This window comes from Allopontixanthobacter confluentis (genome assembly GCF_009827615.1).
GTDB classification, from domain to species: domain Bacteria; phylum Pseudomonadota; class Alphaproteobacteria; order Sphingomonadales; family Sphingomonadaceae; genus Allopontixanthobacter; species Allopontixanthobacter confluentis.
Genome location: NZ_WTYU01000001.1, coordinates 1,687,860 through 1,707,954 on the forward strand (window position 1 = coordinate 1,687,860; position 20,095 = coordinate 1,707,954).

The 20,095-nt window shown below is 59.7% G+C and carries 18 protein-coding genes and 1 tRNA gene; 11 read left to right on the forward strand and 8 right to left on the reverse strand.

The features are described from left to right. Nucleotides 1–47 precede the first annotated feature (47 nt). On the reverse strand, nucleotides 48–1,034 hold the full coding sequence (locus GRI44_RS07920; RefSeq protein WP_332872380.1) for a glycosyltransferase: 987 nt from the start codon (nucleotides 1,032–1,034) through the stop codon (nucleotides 48–50). A gap of 802 nt (nucleotides 1,035–1,836) precedes the next feature. On the opposite strand from GRI44_RS07920, the gene GRI44_RS14125 reads away from it, so the two are divergent. Continuing rightward, nucleotides 1,837–3,135, forward strand: a complete 1,299-nt coding sequence (locus tag GRI44_RS14125; RefSeq protein ID WP_160600960.1) for an AAA family ATPase — start codon at nucleotides 1,837–1,839, stop codon at nucleotides 3,133–3,135. 39 nt (nucleotides 3,136–3,174) lie between these two features. On the opposite strand, the gene GRI44_RS07930 is transcribed toward GRI44_RS14125, so the two are convergent. Further along, nucleotides 3,175–3,264 (reverse strand) — tRNA-Ser (locus GRI44_RS07930). A 170-nt stretch (nucleotides 3,265–3,434) separates the two neighbouring features. Between GRI44_RS07930 and hspQ the strand changes: the two genes are divergently transcribed. Further along, nucleotides 3,435–3,815 (forward strand): heat shock protein HspQ, encoded by a 381-nt coding sequence (gene hspQ / locus GRI44_RS07935; RefSeq protein ID WP_160600963.1) that lies wholly within the window; start codon nucleotides 3,435–3,437, stop codon nucleotides 3,813–3,815. Nucleotides 3,816–3,874: 59 nt separating this feature from the next. On the opposite strand, the gene GRI44_RS07940 is transcribed toward hspQ, so the two are convergent. Continuing rightward, entirely contained in the window at nucleotides 3,875–4,780 is a 906-nt protein-coding gene (locus tag GRI44_RS07940) for an ABC transporter permease (RefSeq protein ID WP_160600965.1), read from the reverse strand. Between the two features lie 71 nt (nucleotides 4,781–4,851). Here GRI44_RS07940 and GRI44_RS07945 point away from each other — a divergent pair, with 71 nt between their 5' ends. From GRI44_RS07945 to GRI44_RS07965, 5 genes are all read left to right on the forward strand, one after another. After that, entirely contained in the window at nucleotides 4,852–5,559 is a 708-nt protein-coding gene (locus GRI44_RS07945) for a GcrA family cell cycle regulator (RefSeq protein WP_160600967.1), read from the forward strand. Between the two features lie 186 nt (nucleotides 5,560–5,745). Next, entirely contained in the window at nucleotides 5,746–6,549 is an 804-nt protein-coding gene (modA, locus tag GRI44_RS07950; protein ID WP_160600969.1) for a molybdate ABC transporter substrate-binding protein, read from the forward strand. Then, nucleotides 6,546–7,238, forward strand: a complete 693-nt coding sequence (gene modB / locus GRI44_RS07955; protein WP_160600971.1) for a molybdate ABC transporter permease subunit — start codon at nucleotides 6,546–6,548, stop codon at nucleotides 7,236–7,238. Before modA ends, modB begins: the two co-directional genes overlap by 4 nt. Beyond that, nucleotides 7,222–7,851: an ATP-binding cassette domain-containing protein gene (locus GRI44_RS07960; RefSeq protein WP_332872381.1), complete on the forward strand. Its 630-nt coding sequence runs from the start codon at nucleotides 7,222–7,224 to the stop codon at nucleotides 7,849–7,851. The genes modB and GRI44_RS07960 overlap by 17 nt, the downstream gene beginning before the upstream one ends. Before the next feature lie 66 nt (nucleotides 7,852–7,917). Further along, nucleotides 7,918–8,442 carry a DUF1993 domain-containing protein gene (locus GRI44_RS07965; RefSeq protein WP_160600973.1) on the forward strand — a complete coding sequence of 175 codons (525 nt, stop codon included), beginning with the start codon at nucleotides 7,918–7,920 and terminating at the stop codon, nucleotides 8,440–8,442. A gap of 27 nt (nucleotides 8,443–8,469) precedes the next feature. Here GRI44_RS07965 and GRI44_RS07970 read toward each other — a convergent pair whose 3' ends face one another. From GRI44_RS07970 to truB, 5 genes are all read right to left on the reverse strand, one after another. Next, nucleotides 8,470–9,147 (reverse strand): spermidine synthase family protein, encoded by a 678-nt coding sequence (locus tag GRI44_RS07970; RefSeq protein WP_160600975.1) that lies wholly within the window; start codon nucleotides 9,145–9,147, stop codon nucleotides 8,470–8,472. 76 nt (nucleotides 9,148–9,223) lie between these two features. Continuing rightward, a complete protein-coding gene (locus GRI44_RS07975; protein ID WP_160600977.1) occupies nucleotides 9,224–10,273 on the reverse strand; it encodes a succinylglutamate desuccinylase/aspartoacylase family protein in 1,050 nt (349 codons plus the stop codon). Nucleotides 10,274–10,392: 119 nt separating this feature from the next. Next, nucleotides 10,393–12,720, reverse strand: a complete 2,328-nt coding sequence (pnp, locus tag GRI44_RS07980; protein WP_160600979.1) for a polyribonucleotide nucleotidyltransferase — start codon at nucleotides 12,718–12,720, stop codon at nucleotides 10,393–10,395. Nucleotides 12,721–12,894: 174 nt separating this feature from the next. Continuing rightward, nucleotides 12,895–13,164, reverse strand: a complete 270-nt coding sequence (gene rpsO, locus GRI44_RS07985; protein ID WP_160600981.1) for a 30S ribosomal protein S15 — start codon at nucleotides 13,162–13,164, stop codon at nucleotides 12,895–12,897. Next, entirely contained in the window at nucleotides 13,161–14,180 is a 1,020-nt protein-coding gene (gene truB / locus GRI44_RS07990) for a tRNA pseudouridine(55) synthase TruB (RefSeq protein ID WP_160600984.1), read from the reverse strand. Before truB ends, rpsO begins: the two co-directional genes overlap by 4 nt. Nucleotides 14,181–14,290: 110 nt before the next feature. On the opposite strand from truB, the gene GRI44_RS07995 reads away from it, so the two are divergent. The 4 genes from GRI44_RS07995 to galK are packed head-to-tail and all read left to right on the forward strand — an operon-like array spanning nucleotide 14,291 to nucleotide 20,094. Next, nucleotides 14,291–16,459 carry an alpha-galactosidase gene (locus GRI44_RS07995; protein WP_202386166.1) on the forward strand — a complete coding sequence of 723 codons (2,169 nt, stop codon included), beginning with the start codon at nucleotides 14,291–14,293 and terminating at the stop codon, nucleotides 16,457–16,459. Next, entirely contained in the window at nucleotides 16,456–17,964 is a 1,509-nt protein-coding gene (gene glpD / locus GRI44_RS08000) for a glycerol-3-phosphate dehydrogenase (protein ID WP_160600986.1), read from the forward strand. The genes GRI44_RS07995 and glpD overlap by 4 nt, the downstream gene beginning before the upstream one ends. After that, nucleotides 17,964–19,055 carry a galactose-1-phosphate uridylyltransferase gene (locus tag GRI44_RS08005; protein ID WP_160600988.1) on the forward strand — a complete coding sequence of 364 codons (1,092 nt, stop codon included), beginning with the start codon at nucleotides 17,964–17,966 and terminating at the stop codon, nucleotides 19,053–19,055. Before glpD ends, GRI44_RS08005 begins: the two co-directional genes overlap by 1 nt. Then, complete coding sequence (gene galK, locus GRI44_RS08010; RefSeq protein WP_232843012.1) at nucleotides 19,048–20,094, forward strand: galactokinase; 1,047 nt, start codon at nucleotides 19,048–19,050, stop codon at nucleotides 20,092–20,094. The genes GRI44_RS08005 and galK overlap by 8 nt, the downstream gene beginning before the upstream one ends. Nucleotide 20,095: the final 1 nt, after the last annotated feature.

Genomic DNA, 20,095 nt, shown 5'->3' on the forward strand with positions numbered 1-20,095 from the left:
CACCGCCACATTGCCGCGCGCCAGATTGCGAAGGGCAATCCGGTTCGTCATCGCGATTTTGCAGGCGCCCAGGTGACAAAAGTGCGGCCGGTCATGCCCAAGATCACTCCGTACAGCGTGGCAAAAATCAGTGTCGCCGCTGCGATTGGTTTGGCCATCAGGGCCGGTCCAAGCCGCTGCAGAACTATTGCCGCTGCCCCTGCAACAACCAGCGCGCCTGCGGCCAGAATCCACGAATAACCGGCGATAGCGCCCACAAAGCACAGGCCAGCCAGACCCAGAAACAAACCGCCAAACCAGCGCATTTGTTTGCGAGAGGCATATTTGAAGCGGTCGATCCGTTGCATCTGACGCAATTGCGGGCGCAAATAGGAATGGGTGTGATACGCGCGCGCACCAATGCGGATTTTCCGGCGGAATTCTTCATCATGCACCGCCACGCTGCGCTCATAGGCAATGACATCATCCGCCTTGATCAACCGGCGGCCCTGGAAAATCACGCTCATGGATACGGTCAGATCGTCCAGCACCGTATCTGGAAAATCAGGGTACAGGTGCCGCCTGATGCTGAAGATCGACCCGTCTGCCCCCATCACATTGCCGGTGGCAGTTTCGAGACTGCGCGCCCGCTCGTCAAGACTCCAGTATGAAGTACTGATTTCCGACGTGATGCTCGGGCTTTCGTCCTGATAGAGCAGCGTGCCGCACACGCCGCCCACATTGCCATCGGCATAATAGGTCAGCAGTTTCTGGATTGCATCGTCTGCAAAAATTACATTGGCATCGGTAAAAACAATGATGTCGCCCTGCGCCATGGCCGCCAACCGCTTCATTCCTGCCGCCTTGCCGCATCGGTCAACGCCCCTGACCAGTGTCAGCAATCCATCCTCCTGTGACAGGATCTGCGCTGATGCGTCGGTCGAACTGTCGTCAAAGACGAGAATTTCGAGATCGGGCATCGTGGTTTTCAGACGCTTCAGGCTGGCCAGCTTCTGCGGCAGCGCGGCTTCTTCATTATGGACACAGAATTGCAAGCTCGCCCGGCCTGCAAAGGCCCCTCGCCTTACAGGCAGAATAGGCAGAGTTTTCAGGATGACCGGATAAATAAAATACGGATACGCAAAAAGAAGCAGACAAGTCATGCCCAGTATAATCAGGATGAATGATGGCTGCATTTTGCCAAGTCCCCCCAAATGCTCTGGGGCTTGGTCTACCACATTTACCAAAACAGGTAAATAATGCGGCCCTCAAACTGGCGTATGCCAATCAGCGGCAGTGTTCAGGCGCTAAGGTGACAGCCCTAATCAGAAAAAAAGCCACCAGATCGCGCCCCACAGCGCCGCGGCGCCGCCTGCGATAATGGCCAGCCGCAGCAGCCCGGGCCACCGCCACACATACAGCTTGCGCGCCCGCCGCCGCTGTCCAATTCCAGACTGGACAGGAGCACCCCTCATTGGATTTTCGGTGTTGTTTGTCGGCATGGGATTAGCAGTCGCCCAGTGGTTTGTGTTTATGGGACATCAGATCCTTTATCATCAAGACGCCTTAAACGCATCAAATTCAACTTTGCCATCTGCCGCTTTCCCAACCTTCACCAGATGCTTGACCGCCGCCGCATATTCGCACGCGGCAATCCTGCCCTCATTTGACAGTCACGGCCATTTTGATCAGTCTTTCTAAGTAAAGTTACACAGTGATTACCGAGCCACGTTGCAGCATGACTTTTGTTTGAGTGATACGATGGCCAGTGCGGCGAACACGATAGGCCGCGGCGGCAAAATGATACTGCGGGAATGCCGGCAGCGCGAGAGTTAGGTTTCATGAAAGGCGGGAATCGTGAAAAGCGGGCACCTGACAAATCGCATTCCCTGTCATATCGGGCAGCGCATTTCGATTGTCGGGGCCAGTGGAAGCGGCAAGACCTTTCTCGCCCGGCGTTTGTCCGATGTGCTGTCTTTGCCGCATCATGAACTCGATGCACTGCGCAGCGCTACGGACATACGGGCAGAAGACGATAGCCTCTTTGCCAGCCGCGTAACGCAACTGGTGGCCGATGGTGCGTGGATTATTGATGGCCATTACCGAATAATACGCGGCCAGATATGGCATCGCGCCGATACTGTCATCCTGCTGGAATACCCACTGCACCACATCGCGGCGAGCCTGGGCCGGCGCTATCTTGCTGCGCGCCGCGCGCGCGCGGCCAGTGCGCCCCAGCAAAATATCCAGCCATCACCAGCCGCAGCAGCAGCAAGCTGGCGGCAACGCTTGCAAAGATTGTCCAAAACCATCCGGGAACGCCGCGAATACCGGAAGATCTTGCAGCAGCCGGAATTTGAACATGTTGCCGTTATAAAGCTGAAATCAAGGGAAGAAGCGGAAAATTTCCTCCGCAGCCTGCCTGCTGTCAGCGGCCATGCAGCCGGTCCAGCCATTGGCGTACCGCCGCCTCGCGTATCGAGCAGCAATGGGCTGCTGATCGAATTCGTCGGCTTCCCCGGCTCCGGAAAATCGACCGTGGCCAATGGGCTGATGAAACACGGCCTTTTCGCCACCCGCAAGCAATTGGCAAAAGCATGGACAGACTTGCCCACGCACCAGAAACTCCTCGTGACCCTTGGCCTTGCAGCAAAACCCGCGCTCGTCTGGTCAGCTTTGCGTTTCCTGGCCGCAAACAAATCGCTCAAAAGTGACGTGCTGAACCGCATGGCCAGAATTCTCGTCATGTCGCAGTGGCAATTGCAAAACCGTCAGGCAATCATGCTCGATCAGGGCATGTTACAGCATCTGATGTCCATCCATTTCGCATCAGGCCAGAAGTCTTCCGCCTCTGCAAACATGGCCCCGCTCATCCGTCAGCTGTTCAAAGGCCGCGATACGCATATTATCGTCCTGGAAATCAGCCCCCGATACGCAGCACAGAGAATTGCAGGACGCGAAGCCGGTTTCAGCCGGTTTGACGGGCTGGACGCCCCACATATTGCGCACCTCCTGCAGCAAAGCATCGAGCTACCCCGCGAAATCGCAAATGCCGCACGCAGTGCTGGCCTCAATGTGGTGGAAGTGGATGCCAGCCTGCCCGTCAGCGACATCATCGCGGCCCTGAAGGGCAAGCTCCTTCCCGCGATCGCCTGACGAACCTTAAGCGCGCATCGGTCAATTTTGCAGGCGCGCTGGCGGAGAGACAGGGATTCGAACCCTGGGTACGGTTGCCCGCACAGTAGTTTTCGAGACTACCCCGTTCGACCACTCCGGCATCTCTCCGCGGCGCTTGAGGGGCAGGAAAACTGCACCCCGGTCGGTTGGGAGCGAGGCGGTTAGCCCAAGGTCGGCGACTTGCCAAGCCCCTTCGCACATCCAAATCATGCAATCCTGGTGGAAGAAAGTGCCAGATAACTTGTTTCGCACCTGCGAAGGTCTATATTCCCACCATTATGGAACGTATCCAGTTCTTTTCGCAAGCAGCCGGCCGCACCATTGATGTGCCCCGCCATGCAAAAGCGCGCTTCGCGATTGGTGATGTCGTGCGCCACCGGATGTTCGATTTCCGCGGCGTGATTTTCGATATCGACCCGGTGTTTGCTAATAGCGACGAATGGTACGAATCCATTCCCAAGGAGCTTCGGCCCAAGCGCGAGCAGCCGTTTTATCACCTGCTGGCGGAAAATGAGGAATCGTCCTACGTCGCCTATGTCAGCCAGCAGAACCTGCTGGGTGATGCCGATGGCGGCCCGGTTGACCATCCGACTGTGGCAGAATTGTTCGGCGATTTTGAAGATGGACGCTACCGGATGCGGCGGTCACTGACGCATTAAGCTGCAAGGCTGCCATCAAGCGCAGGGCGTTCGCACGCTCCGCAACGCAGCCACGAATATCAGTCTTTGAGCTTCCAGCCTGATTTCAGCACCTTGTAGACAATGACCACCAGCAGCAGGTTCAGCACGCCCAGCCCTGCGGCGGCGCCCAACACGGCTGTGTTGGTATCCCCAATGTCGCTTTCCCCCAGAAAGCCGAAGCGGAAACCGGAAATAACGTAGAAGAACGGGTTCAGGCGGCTGATGGCCTGGAACGCAGGTGCCAGATTGTCGATTACGTAAAAAGTGCCTGACAGCAGGGACAATGGCGCAATCACGAAATTGGTGACCGCGGCATTGTGATCAAATTTTTCGGCCCAGATGGATGCCAGCAACCCCAGCAAAGCCAGCAGAACCGCGCCCATCAGCCCGAACCACGCCACGACCCACGGATGTTCAACCCCCAGCGAAACCCCCGGCCATAAAGACATGGCGAGCGCCACCGTGCAGCCGACCATGATGGCGCGGGTGACGGCCGCCATGACAATGCCTGCCATCAGTTCCCCTTCGGAAAGCGGCGGCATCAGCAAGTCGATGATGGTCCCCTGGATCTTGCCGGCAAGCAGCGAAAAGCTGGAATTGGCAAAGGCATTCTGCATCATGCCCATTACAATCAGCCCGGGCGCCACAAAAGTTGCGAATGGAACCCCAAGGACTTCGCGGCCTGTTCTGCCCAATGCGACGGTGAAAATGACCAGAAACAGCAATGTTGTGACCGCGGGGGCCCAAATCGTCTGAGTCTGCACCTTGAGAAATCGCCGAACCTCCTTAATATAGAGACTCCACAAGCCGATGCGATTAATGCCGTGAATAACTGGCACACCGCGCGGCGGAAACCGGCTTCCCTCGCCGGTAGCGTTTCCGGTCCCGGTTGCCGGGGCAAGGGACGCATCAGAGTTTTCTTGGGTGCGGGCTTGATCGGCCATGAAGGCGCGCCTAGTGCCAACTGCTTCTGCTGGCAAGCCCAGCTGGACCATCGTTTATTGGATAAGAGTGCATGAGCTGGACTGACGAACGCATCGCGACACTGAAAAAGTTGTGGGAAGGTGGATCGACCGCCAGCCAGATTGCGGAAGAACTTGGCGGCGTCAGCCGTAATGCAGTGATTGGCAAGGCCCATCGGCTGGGCCTCAAATCGCGCCCTTCCCCGGTCAAGGCGAACGACAATAAGGGCGAGAAGAAGAAGCCCGCGCCCAAGCCAGTGGTTAAAAAGGCTACCGCGCCCAAACCCGAGGCGATCAAGCCGCCGGAAGCCGGCCCAGTTTCTGCACCCGCGCCTGAGCCAGAGCAGCACGAGGAGCCATCGCGGCCAAAAGCCGCCGAAAGCGGTATCCCCTCGCAGCCCTTGCCCAATCCTTCCACCAATCTGCCCAAGATTGTCTCTGTCGGGCCAGGCGGCTTTTTGCGTCAGGGCCCTGGCGACCAGCAGGCCCCCATTCCGCCAGCCCCGCCGCGCAGGTTGGTGCCGGCAAAGCCGAGCGCCGACATTGCCAGCAAGACGAGCCTGCTGGAACTGAGCGACAAAGTATGCCGCTGGCCCATGGGCCACCCCGGCGAACCGGATTTCCATTTCTGCGGTCAGGATGTGAACCCCGGCTTCCCTTATTGCGTGGAACACTGTGGACGGGCCTTCCAGGCACAGTTGCCCCGCGGTGCGCGCCGTCCGCCCCCGCCCTTGCCATTTGGCGGACCGCGCGTTCGCTGAGGCAATTTGCATAAATCAGGAAAAAGGGCGCGTTTCGAACAGGAACGCGCCCTTTTTTTTCATAAGGTGCAGCGCATTTTTGCATATTGGTAAGGTCGCACTGATGTTGCGCTGCAGGTCTGCACCGCTGGCGCGGCGCAATAAAAGGGATGACCAGCCTCATCCGGCTGATTATGCGTCAGATCAATGCGCAGTTTCGCTTCTTTCCTGAAATCCATTTTCCTGACAGGCGTGCTGCTTGCTCTGGCGGCCTGCACTGACCATCAGGAAGCAGAAACGGGCCCGGTCGTGCTGGCGGCAGCCAGCCTGCAGGAAGCCCTTGAGGATGTGGCCGATGCGTGGATGCTGGAAGGGCACCCCCGCCCCGCCCTCGCCTTTGCCGGAACGCCGGCACAGGCCCGTCAGATTGAACATGGTGCGCCTGCCGACATTGCGTTTTTGGCGGACGAGGAATGGATGGACCGGCTCGAGCAGCGGAGATTGCTGAAGCCCGGCACGCGTTCTGCCATCGTCGGCAACCGGCTGGTGCTGATCGCCCCCGCCGCCGCACAGCAAACTGACCCACCTATAGAAATGGCCGACTTTGCTGCCCGGCTCGGCAATGGTGACCCTGGCGGGCGGCTGGCGATGGGCGATCCTGACAGTGTGCCGGCCGGGCGCTACGCCCGCGCGGCGCTTCGCTCCCTCGGCGTGTGGGATGCCATCAGGCTGCAGATTGCCCCTACCGAAAGTGTCCGTGCAGCCATGGCGTTGGTGGAACGGGGGGAAGCGCCGCTCGGCATTGTGTATGAAAGCGATCTGGCATCATCAAAGCAGGTGCGGCTGGCAGGCATGATCAGCGCCGCGCACCAGCCATCAATACGCTATCCGGCAGCCCTGCTGAAGACGGCAAGCCACCGCGATGCCGCAGGGTTTCTGGCATTTCTGAAATCTGCGACAGCGCAGGCAATTTTTGCAGACCATCGTTTCAGCCCTGTCGCACAGCCATGATAACGCCCCTTGAATGGTCCATCATTGGTCTGTCCCTGAAAGTAAGCCTGGTGGCCATTACGCTGACCCTGCCGCTGGCCTATGGGCTGGCGTGGCTGCTGGCGCGGCGCCGCTTTCCCGGCAGGTTCCTGCTGGATGCGCTGGTCCATCTGCCGCTGGTGGTGCCGCCAGTGGTGACCGGCTGGTTGCTGCTGGTGCTGCTTGGCCGCAATGGCCCCATCGGCTCCATTCTTCTCGACTGGCTTGGCGTAACGCTGGTGTTTCACTGGACCGGCGCGGCGGTGGCGGCAGCGGTGATGGCCCTGCCCCTGATGGTGCGCGCCATGCGCCTTTCGATCGACGCGGTGGACCGCAAGCTGGTCGGCGCTGCCAGAACCCTTGGCGCGAGCCCGTGGCATGCCTTCCGAACCATAACCCTGCCACTCAGTCTGCCCGGCATTCTGGCAGGCGCGGTACTGGGATTTGCCCGCTCGCTGGGCGAATTTGGCGCGACCATTACCTTTGCTTCCAATATTCCCGGGCAAACACGGACATTGCCGCTGGCAATTTATACCAGCCTTCAGGTTCCCGGCGCAGAAGGCGTGGTGACGCGTCTCGCAATCATTTCCATCGTCCTGTCGCTGGCCGCGCTGCTGGCTAGCGAATGGCTGGTCAGGCGGACCAGCGGCGGTAATGCCCATGTCCTTTGATATTGTGCTGCGTCATGCGACCGGTGAAAATTCCATCGCAATCGATCATCATTCCGATGCCAGTCTGGTTGCGATAACCGGCCCTTCAGGCTGCGGGAAAACAACTGCCCTAAATTGTGTGGCGGGGCTGATTACGCCGCAATTTGCGCAGATTTCGGTGAATGGCCGCACGCTGATCGATAGCGAGCGCAATGTCAGCCTGCCTGCCGAAAGCCGCCGCTGCGGCTATATATTTCAGGACGCGCGGCTGTTTCCCCACCTGCGGGTATCCGCCAACCTTGCTTATGGCATGCGGATGCGCGGCGCGGCGCACACTGATGTGGACCATGCTGCCGTTATCGACGTGCTGGGCATTGGCGGGCTGGCGGATCGCTGGCCCGCGACATTGTCCGGCGGCGAAATTCGCCGGGTCGCAATTGCGCGGGCGCTGATGTCTGGCCCTGAATTTCTGCTGCTTGATGAACCGCTGTCATCGCTCGACAAGGCGCGCGGTGAGGAGGTTCTGGGCATGATCGAGCGGATCCATTCGCAGCTGTCGGTCCCCATGTTGTATGTCAGCCATGATCCGGCAGAAGTTGCCCGCCTGACACAGACCATCATCAAACTGGGATAAGGCCTTGTCCCGCCGCCATGCCGCCCGCTAGACTGGGTTTGCGATCAACAGTCCCAAGGCAATTTTATGGCGCTTTCACTTCATTCCGCACTCATCCCCAGCATGATGCAGGTGCTTGGCTCCGTCGAAGGTTTTGTCGACAAGGCACACGCATGGTGTGATGAACACGGCCATAGCCATCAGGAAATTATCGGTGCGCGCCTGATTGATGACATGCTGCCGTTTTCCTACCAGGTGAAAAGCTGCTGGACACATTCTGCCCATGCGGTTGCCAGCGCACAGACCGGGCTGTTCACCCCGGAAATGAGCCCTCCGCCCGACAGTTTCGACGGATTGCGGGACAAGTTGGCAGAAGCCACCACAATGCTGTCAGCTGTGGACGAGGCAGAGCTGGAAAATCTGGCCGGCAATGACATGCGCTTCCAGATTGGCGACCGGCTCAGAATGGATTTCACGGTGCAGGATTTCCTGCTCAGTTTCAGCCAGCCCAATTTCTATTTTCACGCCGCAACCGCCTATGACATTTTGCGGATGAAGGGGCTGGCGCTGGGCAAGCGGGACTATCTCGGCGCATTGCGGCTCAAGACATAGATTGCCCATAGATCGATGCGGCTTGCTTTAGCGCGGGCGAGCAAACCAGATGGTGTGGCGCGGCCCCTTGTTGTTGGGCCGGGCGCGCACTTCGCGCACTTCCACGTCAAAACCGCAGGATTCCATCTTGCGGGTAAATTTGTGATCCGGCGCAGCAGACCAGATTGCCAGCACGCCGTCCTTCACCAGCGCACGGCGGGCAAAACGCAAGCCTTCGCGTGAATAGAGCCGATTGTTATCTTCGCGCACCAGGCCATCCGGGCCATTATCGACATCCAGCAAAATGGCATCAAACGGCGCGCCGCCTTCGGCCGTCTGCTCGATTGCATCGCCGACATCACCCATGCGCAAGGTCACGCGGGGGTCGTCCAGGCAATCGCCCGTCAGTTCCGCCATCGGGCCGCGCGCCCATTCGATGATTTCGGGCACCAGTTCGACCACTGTGGCGTGGCCTTTCTTCCCGATCCGTTCCAGCGTGGCACGCAGGGTAAAGCCCATGCCATAGCCGCCAATCAGCACTTGGGGCGCTGAATTGGTCAGCCGGTCGATGGTCAGATCCGCCAGCTGTTCTTCGGAAAACTGCATCCGTGTCGACATCAGTTCATTGCGGCCAAGGCCGATGATGAAATCGCGCCCGTGGCTGAACAGTTTGAGTTCCTCACCCCCCGGCACTTGTGCCGTGCCGAGCAATTCGCGTGCGATCATTGTGTCAGTTTCCAAAAAATGTCATCGGCGCTTATGCGCAGCAGGGTATTTCCTATAGGCGAAGGGAGGAGCGGTGTCAGACGATTTCATCCTCGTCAAACAGCGGATCGGCAAAGGCGGCATCCTCAATCGCGTTCAGCCGGTGCAGCGCGGTTCCCGGCACTTCGACTTCGGCGATGTGAATAAGCGCGTCGCCCTGGTTGACCACCGGCAGATTGCTCATGCCGATAATGATGCCGGGAATAGGGGTGCGCACGGCAATATCCTCGTCGCCGAAAGGGTCGGAGATCTGGCCGACGATTTCCTCGGACACGGCGAATGCCCCGGTCCGCTTGGCCGCGCGGAAAATGCCGCCTTCAGGGGCGCGCAGCCACAGGGTTCGGCGGCTCTGGATGGAACGGGCGGCGGTTTCCTTCTGATAGGGGACGCCCATCTGCAAATCCGCCATGACACGCAAAATACCCTTCACGCCGATCCTGATGCCCAGTTCGTCAAACCGCAATGCCTCGCCTGCTTCCAGCAGCAGCACCTCGCAGTCATAAGCGGCAGCGGTCTGGCGCAGCGAGCCGTCGCGCAAGGGCGAGACAATGACGGCTGGCGCGCCGAATAATTGGGCCAGCAATTCCGCCCGTGGGCGGCCTTCGCTGATGCGGATTTGCGGCAAATTCGTTCGGTGCAGCGCGGCGGAATGCAGATCCACGCCAAAATCGCTGCGGGCGATGATCTCCTGCGTGAAGGTGTGCGCCAGCTGCGATGCCAGCGATCCGCGCGGCGAACCGGGGAAACAGCGGTTGAGATCACGCCGGTCAGGCAGATAGCGCTGGTGCGCGATAAAGCCGTAGGAATTGACGATGGGGATACACAGAAGCGTGCCTGCGAGCCGTTTGACCGACACGGATTTCAGCAGCCGACGAACAATTTCCACCCCGATAATTTCGTCCCCATGCACGCTGCCGCTGACAAAAATGACCGGGCCGGGCTTACGGCCGTGCAGCACGCGCACCCGCATGGAAATTTCAGTGTTGGTGGACAGTCGGCTGACCGGAATGTCGATCGTGGCGCTGGTGCCAGCCGCGATCCGGTGCCCTGCCAGCTCGAAATCGGGCCGCTGCTGCGCTTTAGCCATGGTGAAATACCCCTGCTGCCATTGGCTGGTGAAGAGCGGCGAACATGGACGCGCGCTGGACAAATGAAAAGGGCCGCGAGGTTTCCCTCGCGGCCCCTTTTCAGATCAGGCGACTGAAATCAGTCGTCCTTGAGGAAGTCTGGCATGTGGTCGGGGTTGCCGCCTTCGCTGCTGCGATTGCCGCCTTCATTGTCCCCGCCGCCGCTACGGCGTGGGCCACGATCCCGGCCACCGTCACGGCCGCCATCACGGCCGCCATCACGGCCACCGCCACCACGGCGTGGGCCGCGGTCGCCACGAGGAGCACCATCACGCTTGTCGCCGCGTGGCTCTCTGGCTGGACGCGTATCTTCCAGTTCTTCACCGGTTTCCTGGTCAACAACGCGCATCGACAGGCGAACCTTGCCGCGCTGGTCGATTTCGAGAACCTTGACCTTTACTTCCTGCCCTTCGGACAGAACGTCGGACACCTTTTCGACGCGCTCGTTCTTCATTTCGGACACATGGACGAGACCGTCCTTGCCGCCCATGAAGTTTACGAATGCACCGAAATCAACGATGTTGACGACCTTGCCATCATAGATCTTGCCGACTTCGGCTTCTTCCACAATCCCGGCAATCCACTTGCGTGCTGCTTCGATCTGGCTGAGGTCGGAAGAGCTGATCTTGATCAGGCCTTCATCGTCAATATCAACCTTGGCGCCGGTTTCAGCCACGATTTCGCGGATGACCTTGCCGCCGGTGCCGATGATGTCACGGATCTTCGACTTGTCGATCTGCATCGTTTCGATACGCGGTGCGTGGGCCGAAAGTTCGGTCCGGGCGCCGGTCAGTGCCTTGGCCATTTCACCCAGGATGTGGGCACGACCAGCCTTGGCCTGCGCCAGTGCCTGGGTCATGATTTCCTGGGTAATCCCGGCAACCTTGATGTCCATCTGCATGGTGGTGATACCCTGTTCGGTACCGGCCACCTTGAAGTCCATGTCGCCCAGGTGATCTTCATCACCCAGAATGTCGGACAGGACGGTGAAATCATCACCTTCCAGGATCAGACCCATGGCAATGCCTGAAACAGGGCGCGTCACAGGAACGCCGGCATCCATCATCGAAAGACAGCCACCACAGATGGTAGCCATCGACGATGAACCGTTGGATTCGGTGATGTCTGACAGGACACGGATGGTGTAAGGGAAATCTTCCTTGGACGGCAGCACTGCACGCAATGCGCGCCATGCCAGCTTGCCGTGGCCGATATCGCGGCGGCTAGGTGCGCCGAAACGGCCCACTTCACCCACCGAATAGGGCGGGAAGTTATAGTGCAGCATGAAGTTGGAATACGTCAGGCCTTCCAGCCCGTCGATCATCTGTTCACTTTCCTTGGTGCCCAGCGTGGTGGTGCAGATCGCCTGCGTTTCACCGCGGGTGAACAGCGATGAACCATGCGCGCGTGGCAGGAAGCCGACAATCGCCTCGATCTGACGGACTTCGTCAGTCTTGCGTCCGTCAATCCGCGTACCGTCCTTCAGGATGGCACCGCGAACGATTTCTGCTTCCAGCTTCTTGACGACCTTGCCAGCTGCCATTTGCGTCTGGCCATCTTCGCCGGCAAATGCTTCCTTGGCCTTGGCACGAACGGCATTCAGCGCGTTCGAACGCTCGGACTTGTCGGTCAGCTTGTAGGCTGCAGCGATATCGCCGCCCACAACGCCAGCCAGCTTTTCCTTGATCGCGGAAGTGTCGCTGACTGCAACATCCCACGGATCCTTGGCAGCCTGCTCGGCCAGATCGATGATCAGGTTTACAACCTTCTTGATCTCGTCATGCGCGAACATCACGCCGCCCAGCATGATTTCTTCCGAAAGTTCCTTCGCTTCGGATTCCACCATCATCACGGCATTGCCAGTGGCAGCCACGATCAGGTCAAGCGCGCCGTCAGCTGCAGTCGCCTGCGCCGGGTTCAGCGTATATTCGCCATCTTCATAGCCGATGCGCGCCGCGCCGATCGGACCCATGAAGGGAACGCCGGAAATGGTCAGCGCAGCAGAAGCTGCAATCATAGCAACGATATCAGGCTCGGTCTCACCATCGTAGCTAAGAACCTGCGCGATTACGTTGATTTCGTTGTAGAAACCTTCGGGGAACAGCGGGCGAACCGGACGGTCGATCAGGCGGCTGGTCAGTGTTTCCTTTTCGGTCGCACCGCGCTCACGCTTGAAGAAGCCACCGGGAATCCGGCCTGCTGCAGAGAATTTTTCCTGATAGTGGACGGTCAGCGGGAAGAAATCCTGCCCTTCCTTCACACTCTTGGCGGCGGTCACGGCGCACAGCACCACGGTTTCGCCATAGGTTGCCAGCACGGCGCCATCGGCCTGACGGGCAATGCGGCCAGTTTCGAGGGTGAGGGTTTTGCCGCCCCATTCCATCGATACGGTTTTAGTGTCGAACATGTATTTTCCTTCTGAACCCGCCAGCCATATTGCCGCGCGGGGCCTTCTGTTTCCGGGGATACCGGCCCGGACCGGTGTAGGGCTATTTGCGCCCTGTGAGCTTTCTGCCGAATTGCAGAAACTGCCCATAAGCAAAAAGGCGGCCCCATGGTGGAGCCGCCTTTCGCAAAACTCTTATTTACGCAGACCCAGTTTCTGGATCAGTGCGTTGTAGCGCGCTACGTCGATCTTCTTGAGATAGGCGAGCAGGCTGCGACGCTTGTTAACCATCGTCAGAAGACCACGACGTGAGTGGTTGTCCTTGTGATTGGCCTTGAAGTGGTCGGTCAGATTGCGAATACGTTCGGTCAGGATGGCTACCTGGACTTCCGGCGAACCGGTATCACCCGTGGTCTGGGCATTGTCCTTGATAATTTCCTGCTTACGCTCTGCAGATACCGTCATTCATTATACTCCGCGACATCGGGAAGGTTGAAACCCCTGACGACCCTGGCCGTCCCGTCCGATACTTCCATCAGCGCGACCGGCACTGTGCCGGCCTTTGCCAAATAAAGCCCGTCTGGTTGGGGCAGTCCTGCGAGGACGCGGCCCTGGCGGACCGCTTCTGCCGTGTCGGACCTAAGAGGAAGAGCCGGGATGTCGTCCAGCCCTGCCTCCAGCGGCAGAATTACGTCTTCAAGTCGCGCGCCCTTACCTATCGCGTTCAATTTGTCCAGCGAAATCGCGCTGGCTTGCGTGAACGGACCGGCTTTCGTGCGGCGCAGATAGGTCACATGACCCACCGTTCCCAGCGCATGGGCAATGTCCCGCGCCAGGGACCGTATATAGGTGCCCTTGGACACATTTGTAACCAGCGTGACTGCATCCGCCATTTCCAGCGGCGCGGCCGGGTTGAACGGATCTGGCCTGCCAACCGTGGTGGCAAAGGTAGAATCGGGCGTTTCGCCTGCCTCATAGGTGGACACAGGGGCCAGCGAATGGATTGTCACGCGGCGCGTTTTCAGCGCTACTTCCTCGCCCGCACGGGCCAGGTCATAAGCGCGCTTGCCATCCACTTTCAGGGCTGAATAGGCAGGCGGCATCTGCTCTATCTCGCCGGTAAAATGCTCCAGCACCGCCGCCACAGCGGCCATCGGCGGGCGGCGGTTGCTGGTCTGGACGACCTTGCCTTCAGTATCCAGCGTGTCCGTTTCCTCACCGAATTGCAGCGTGAATTCATAGGTTTTGTCGGATTCGAGCATCCGCCCCGCCAGCTTGGTCGCTTCGCCAAGGGCAATGGGCAGCACGCCTTCTGCCAGCGGGTCCAGCGTGCCGCCATGGCCCACTTTCACCTTGCCATAGCCCGCCTCGCGCAGATTGCGCTTTACAGCGGCAACGGCCTGAGTGGAGCCTAGCCCGCGCGGCTTGTCCAGAATGATCCAGCCGTGCGGCGGCAATTTGGGATGTGTGCTGTTATCCATCGCCTCCTCGCCTAGCGCCAAGGCCGCCCATGCGCCACCATGCAGCGAAATTTCTGCTGCGCCGTCCCGTTTTCCCGTCTGGAAATGCCGCCCATTGCTGGTAAGCCCCGATGATGGATGCAACCGGCAGCATGACCCTGATCTGCGGCAAGGATACCGCCCTGCTTTTGTCCACACAGGTGGGCGAGCGGCCCCATATCATCTATTGGGGTCGCCTGTTTGCAGGGTTCGATGGCGCGCAGATTGCCCTTCTTTCCACCCGGCAGCAGTATTTTGGCGGTCCGACTGAGGTCGTCCATTCTACCCTTTCCTGCGAGCTTGGATCATGGGGCGCAGGCCCGCCCGGGCTGATCGTCCACCGAGCCGGTCAGGACTGGATGCCTGACCTGCGCGTTTCGGATGTCTGCTGCGCCAGTGATCATGAAGCGATCATCACCTGCACTGATAGTCGCGCTGCTCTTTCGGCCAGTTACGCATTGTCGATTGATCCTGCCACTGGTGTGCTGTCTGCAAAAACGACCATCCAGAACCTTTCGGACCAGCCGCTGGGCGTGGACTGGTGCGCTCCATTATGCCTGCCGCTGGATGACCGGATGGATGGGCTGACGGCATTTACCGGCAAATGGGCCGGAGAATACGAACGCGAAACCGTGCCATTGGGCACGGGCAGCTATGTGCGCGAAAACCGCAGCGGGCGCACCAGCCACGACAATTTTCCCGGCCTGCTGGCCACCAGCGCGCAGGCCTGTGAACGCAGCGGCGTTTGCGCGGCATTTCATCTGGGGTGGAGCGGGAACCACAGGCTTCGGGTGGATCGCCAGCCAGGCGGTCAGGCTGTCGTGCAAATGGGCGAATTGCTGCTGCCGGGCGAAATCACGCTGGCCCGCGGCGAAACTTACACGACTCCGGTCATGTATGGGGCCACTGGCGAAACCGGTTTGAGCAGGCTTTCGCAGCGGTTTCATTCGTTTTTGACAGGGAAGGTCCTGGATCGCCGGATCAGCCAGAAACCCCGCCCGGTCCATTTCAACACCTGGGAAGCGGTCTATTTCAATCATTCGATGGAAAAACTGCTGGACCTGGCCGATCTGGCCGCCAGCGTTGGCGCGGAACGGTTTGTCCTTGATGATGGCTGGTTCGGCCAGCGGCGCAGCGATGTCGCCGGCCTTGGCGACTGGGTGGTATCGGCGGATATATACCCTGATGGTCTGGGCGCACTGGCAGACAGGGTGCGCAAACTGGGCATGGAATTCGGCATCTGGTTTGAACCCGAAATGGTCAATCCGGACAGCGACCTGTTCCGCCAGCACCCTGACTGGATATTGGGCGAACCGGGGCATGAAACCACCCCGTTCCGCAACCAGCTGACGCTGGATCTAACGCGGCCAGAAGTTGGGGATTACCTGTTCAACGCCATGGATGCCATCGTGCGGGACTATGGCGTCAGTTACATAAAATGGGACATGAACCGGCAGACATTGCATCCTGCCAGTCAGGCTAGGGATTTTCAGGGCCGCGCGGTCATGCACTGCCAGACCCATGCACTTTATGCACTGATGGCGCGCCTGCGCGCTGCCCACCCTGGGCTTGAACTGGAAAGCTGTGCATCGGGCGGCGGCAGGGCGGATTACGGCATCCTGCACCATGCCGACCGCATCTGGACATCGGATAATAATGATGCCCGCTCGCGCCAGTCCATCCAGCGCGGGGCCAGTTTTTTCTTCCCCCTGTCCATCACCGGCAGCCATGTCGGGCCGGCCACTTGCCACATCACCCGCCGCACGTTGCCCATGGCGATGCGCGCGGCCACTGCCATCTTTGGCCACATGGGCATGGAAGTGGATTTGGCCTGCGAAACAGAGGCAGACAGGGCCATTCTGGCAGCAGCGGTCGCGCTGTATAAACAGCATCGCGGCTTATTGCATGACGGGCTGCATTACCGGATCGATACGCCGCCCTTCCTGTCGGTGTCCGGCGTAGTGTCCGCAGCACAGGACGAGGCGATATTTTCCTGCGCGCTGACAGACACGCATTCGGCCAATTTGCCCCCGCGCATCCGGTTTGATGGGCTGGACTTGGACGCTACCTATCGCCTCCAATGTGTGTGGCCGCAGGAAAACCTGTCGATTACCGGCCCATCCATTATGGAAGCGGCTGCATTGTTGGACGGCGGCTCTGTCTTCAGCGGGGCGGCACTGGTGAACCACGGCCTGCAACTGCCGCTTCTTTACCCTGACACTTGCCTCATCCTTTATTTGCAGTCAGTTGACCGTCCATGACTGATGATGCGCCCTTTGATCTTCTGGTAATCGGCGGCGGCATCAACGGCGTCGGCATCGCCCGCGACGCGGCAGGGCGCGGCGCAAAGGTGCTGCTGGCGGAAAAGGATGATCTTGCCAGCCACACATCCTCTGCCAGCACCAAGCTGGTGCATGGCGGCCTGCGCTATCTGGAACATTACGAATTCAGGCTGGTGCGCGAATCCCTGATCGAACGCGAAGTGCTGCTGCGCAATGCGCCGCACATCATCTGGCCGCTGCGTTTCATCCTGCCCTATGATGCGGGCCTGCGCCCTGCATGGATGCTGCGGCTGGGGCTGTTCCTGTATGACCATATCGGCGGCCGGAAACTGCTGCCCGCCACCCGCACGATCAATCTGCGCCAGCCGCCGCATGACGCAATTCTCGACAAACGGCTGACGAAGGGATTTGAATATTCCGATTGCTGGGTGGAAGATTCCCGCCTGGTCGCGTTGAATGCGATGGATGCACAGGCCCGCGGCGCGGATATCCGCACACGCACCACATGCACGGCGCTGGAACGCGGGGATACGCACTGGACCGCCACTTTGCGGACCGCTAGCGGCACTGTGCAAACTGTTGCTGCCCGCGCCATCGTCAATGCGGCGGGGCCGTGGGTGGATCAGGTGCTTGGCCGCGCCATACCCGCCCAGCGGCATGAAAACCTGCGGCTGGTCAAAGGCAGCCACTTGGTCTTCCCGCGCCTGTTCGACGGGGAACATTGCTACATTTTCCAGAACAAGGACAACCGGATTGTCTTTGCAATCCCCTATGAGACGGATTTCACGCTGGTCGGCACAACCGATGTGGCCTTCACCGGCGACCCTGACCAGATTGCCATTTCCGCGTCCGAAGCGGAATATATCTGCGCTGCCATCAACGAATATCTGCACCAGGATGTGACGCCGCAACAGGCCGTGTGGAGCTACGCCGGGGTACGCCCGCTATATGATGACAAATCCAGCAACAATTCCACCGTTACGCGCGATTACGTGTTTGAACTGGACCATGAAGGCGGGGCCCCGCCCATTCTGTCCGTGTTTGGCGGCAAGATCACCACATACCGCAAACTGGCAGAACATGCGCTTTACAAGCTGTCGGCGCTGGACGGTCTGATTGATGGCAAACCCTGGACCCGCACGGCCCCACTGCCCGGCGGCGAAGGGCTGACGCCTGTGGATTTCACCAAATTCATGCAGCAGCAATGCGCCCGATACGGCTGGTTTCCTGCCCACGGGATTGTGCGCCTTGCGCGCGCCTATGGCACCCGGATGGCGGAAATTCTGGATGGGGCATCATCCCTCTCGGATATGGGGCAGCATTTTGGCGGCACGCTTTACAGCCGCGAAGTCGATTATTTATGCGCTGCCGAATTTGCCCGGTCGGCGGAGGATATTCTGTGGCGCAGGTCCAAACTCGGTCTGCATATCGGGCAGGACGGTCAAACCGCCCTGGCTACGTATCTTGATGACAGGGCCGTCTGATGGGCAACAGTGCAGATGATCTATGCCAGCTTTTGCAGGCGGAAGCGGGCCGCGACATATTCTGCCGCAGTTTTGCCAAGGCCGATGGGCGAATGCTGCATCTTTACGGCTACGCCCCCCATACAGCGCTTCCCTTGCCGCAGCCTGCCGATGCAATCGCGGCTGGCGGCGAATTGCGGCGCCATCCGCTGCGCGGGGAATGGAACATCTACGCAGCGCATCGGCAGAACCGGACATATAAACCCGGTGCCAGCGACGATCCGCTTGCGCCTTCGCAGCCGGGCATGGCGCCAACCGAAATCCCTTTTGAAAATTTCGAACTGGCCGTGTTCGACAATAAATTTGCTGGTCTTCATCCCGATGCGGTTTTGAGCAATGCCGCAGCCGGCATCGAGACGGCACCCGCCACGGGTAAATGCGAAGTCGTCGTTTACGCGCCTGATGGGGACGGGGATCTGCATAGTCTGGGGCAGGACCGGCGCAGGCTGCTGATTGCGGCATGGATTGATCGGTACGCTGCCCTGTTCGCCAAGGGCTGCGACTATGTCATGCCGTTTGAAAATCGCGGCGATGCAGTGGGTGTGACCTTGCACCACCCCCACGGGCAGATTTACGGCTTTGGTAAAGTGCCGCTGGTGCAGCAACGGGCAGTCGCCGCTTTTGCAGGCGGTTATGACCTTGGCGCCGAAATAGCTCGGTCCATGCCGGAATTGGGGCTGGCAGAAGCTGGCGGCATGGCTGCATTCTGCCCGCGCTTCGCCCGCTTCCCCTATGAAGTGTGGATCGCGCCGCTACGGCAGACCGAGGGATTATGGGATGCAAACGAGGAGGAGCGCGGCGGTTTTGCGCATTTGCTGGGCGAAATAACGCGGCGCTATGATGCGTTTTTCAGGGAGCCAACGCCAACCATGATGGCGCTGCATTGCGCGCCGCGCGGCGGGGCTGAAAATTACCACTGGACTGCCCAGTTCTACCCTCTGCTGCGGGCACCAGGACGAACGAAATATCTGGCAGCGGTGGAACAGCACAGCGGTGTGTTTACCGTGGATGTCATGCCAGAAGCTGCGGCCGCAGCGCTGCGTGATGCCTGATATGGCGCAGGCAACTTCGCCCGGACGGGTCAATCTGATTGGTGAACATACCGATTATAATGGCGGCATGGTGCTGCCCGCGGCTCTGTCTGTCAGCCTAACCGCAAAGATAACGCCCCGTGCCGATAATGCCCTGCATATTCGCGCTGCTTCCTTTAGCCCGCCAGCGATCCGCAGTTTCGGGGAACCTGCCGGCGGCAACTGGGCTGATCCGGCTGTGGGCGCGTTGATCGAAGCGCGGCGGCTGGGTTTGCTGGCTGGCGGTGTCGATGCCGAAATAACTTCTGACATTCCGCCGGGCGCGGGCCTTTCCTCGTCCGCCGCGCTGATTGTCACTTTGCTGAAAGCAGCCCGCAGCCTTGCAGCCTCGGACATTTCCGATGTCGACATCGCGCTGGCCGCACGGCGGGTGGAAAATGATTATATCGGTGTGCCATGCGGCATCATGGACCAGATGGCCGTCGCGCTGGCCACGCCCGGCCAGGCCATGGCGCTGGATACATTGACGCTCAGCCATGCGCTGGTGCCCCTTCCGCGCAGCCATGCCATGGTGGTCATCCATTCCGGCATCCGCCGCAATCTCAATGAAGGGCGCTATGCCATTCGCAAGAATGAATGCGACCGGGCCAAACAGGCGCTGGGGTCAGAGCACTTGTGCCTGCTTGCCCCCGCCGGGATAGACGCCGCATCCGGCATTGACGATACCGCGCGCCGCCGCGCCAGACATTGCGCGACAGAACACCGCCGGGTGATCAGCGCTATCGCTGCGCTGCGGCAGAATGACATTGCTGAATTTGGCCGGTTGATGAACGAAAGCCATGTTTCCATGCGCGACGATTTTGACATGTCCCTGCCCGCGATTGATGCGCTGGTGGACACTGCGGTGGCCCTTGGCGCGACCGGCGCCCGCCTGACTGGCGGCGGTTTTGGCGGGTGCATTGTGGCCTGCGTCGAAAAAACAGCGCGCCAAGACTGGCTTCGCACGCTGGTTGCCGCCCACCCACAGGCATTTTATGTGGATGAGGTTAGCGGCAGCTAGG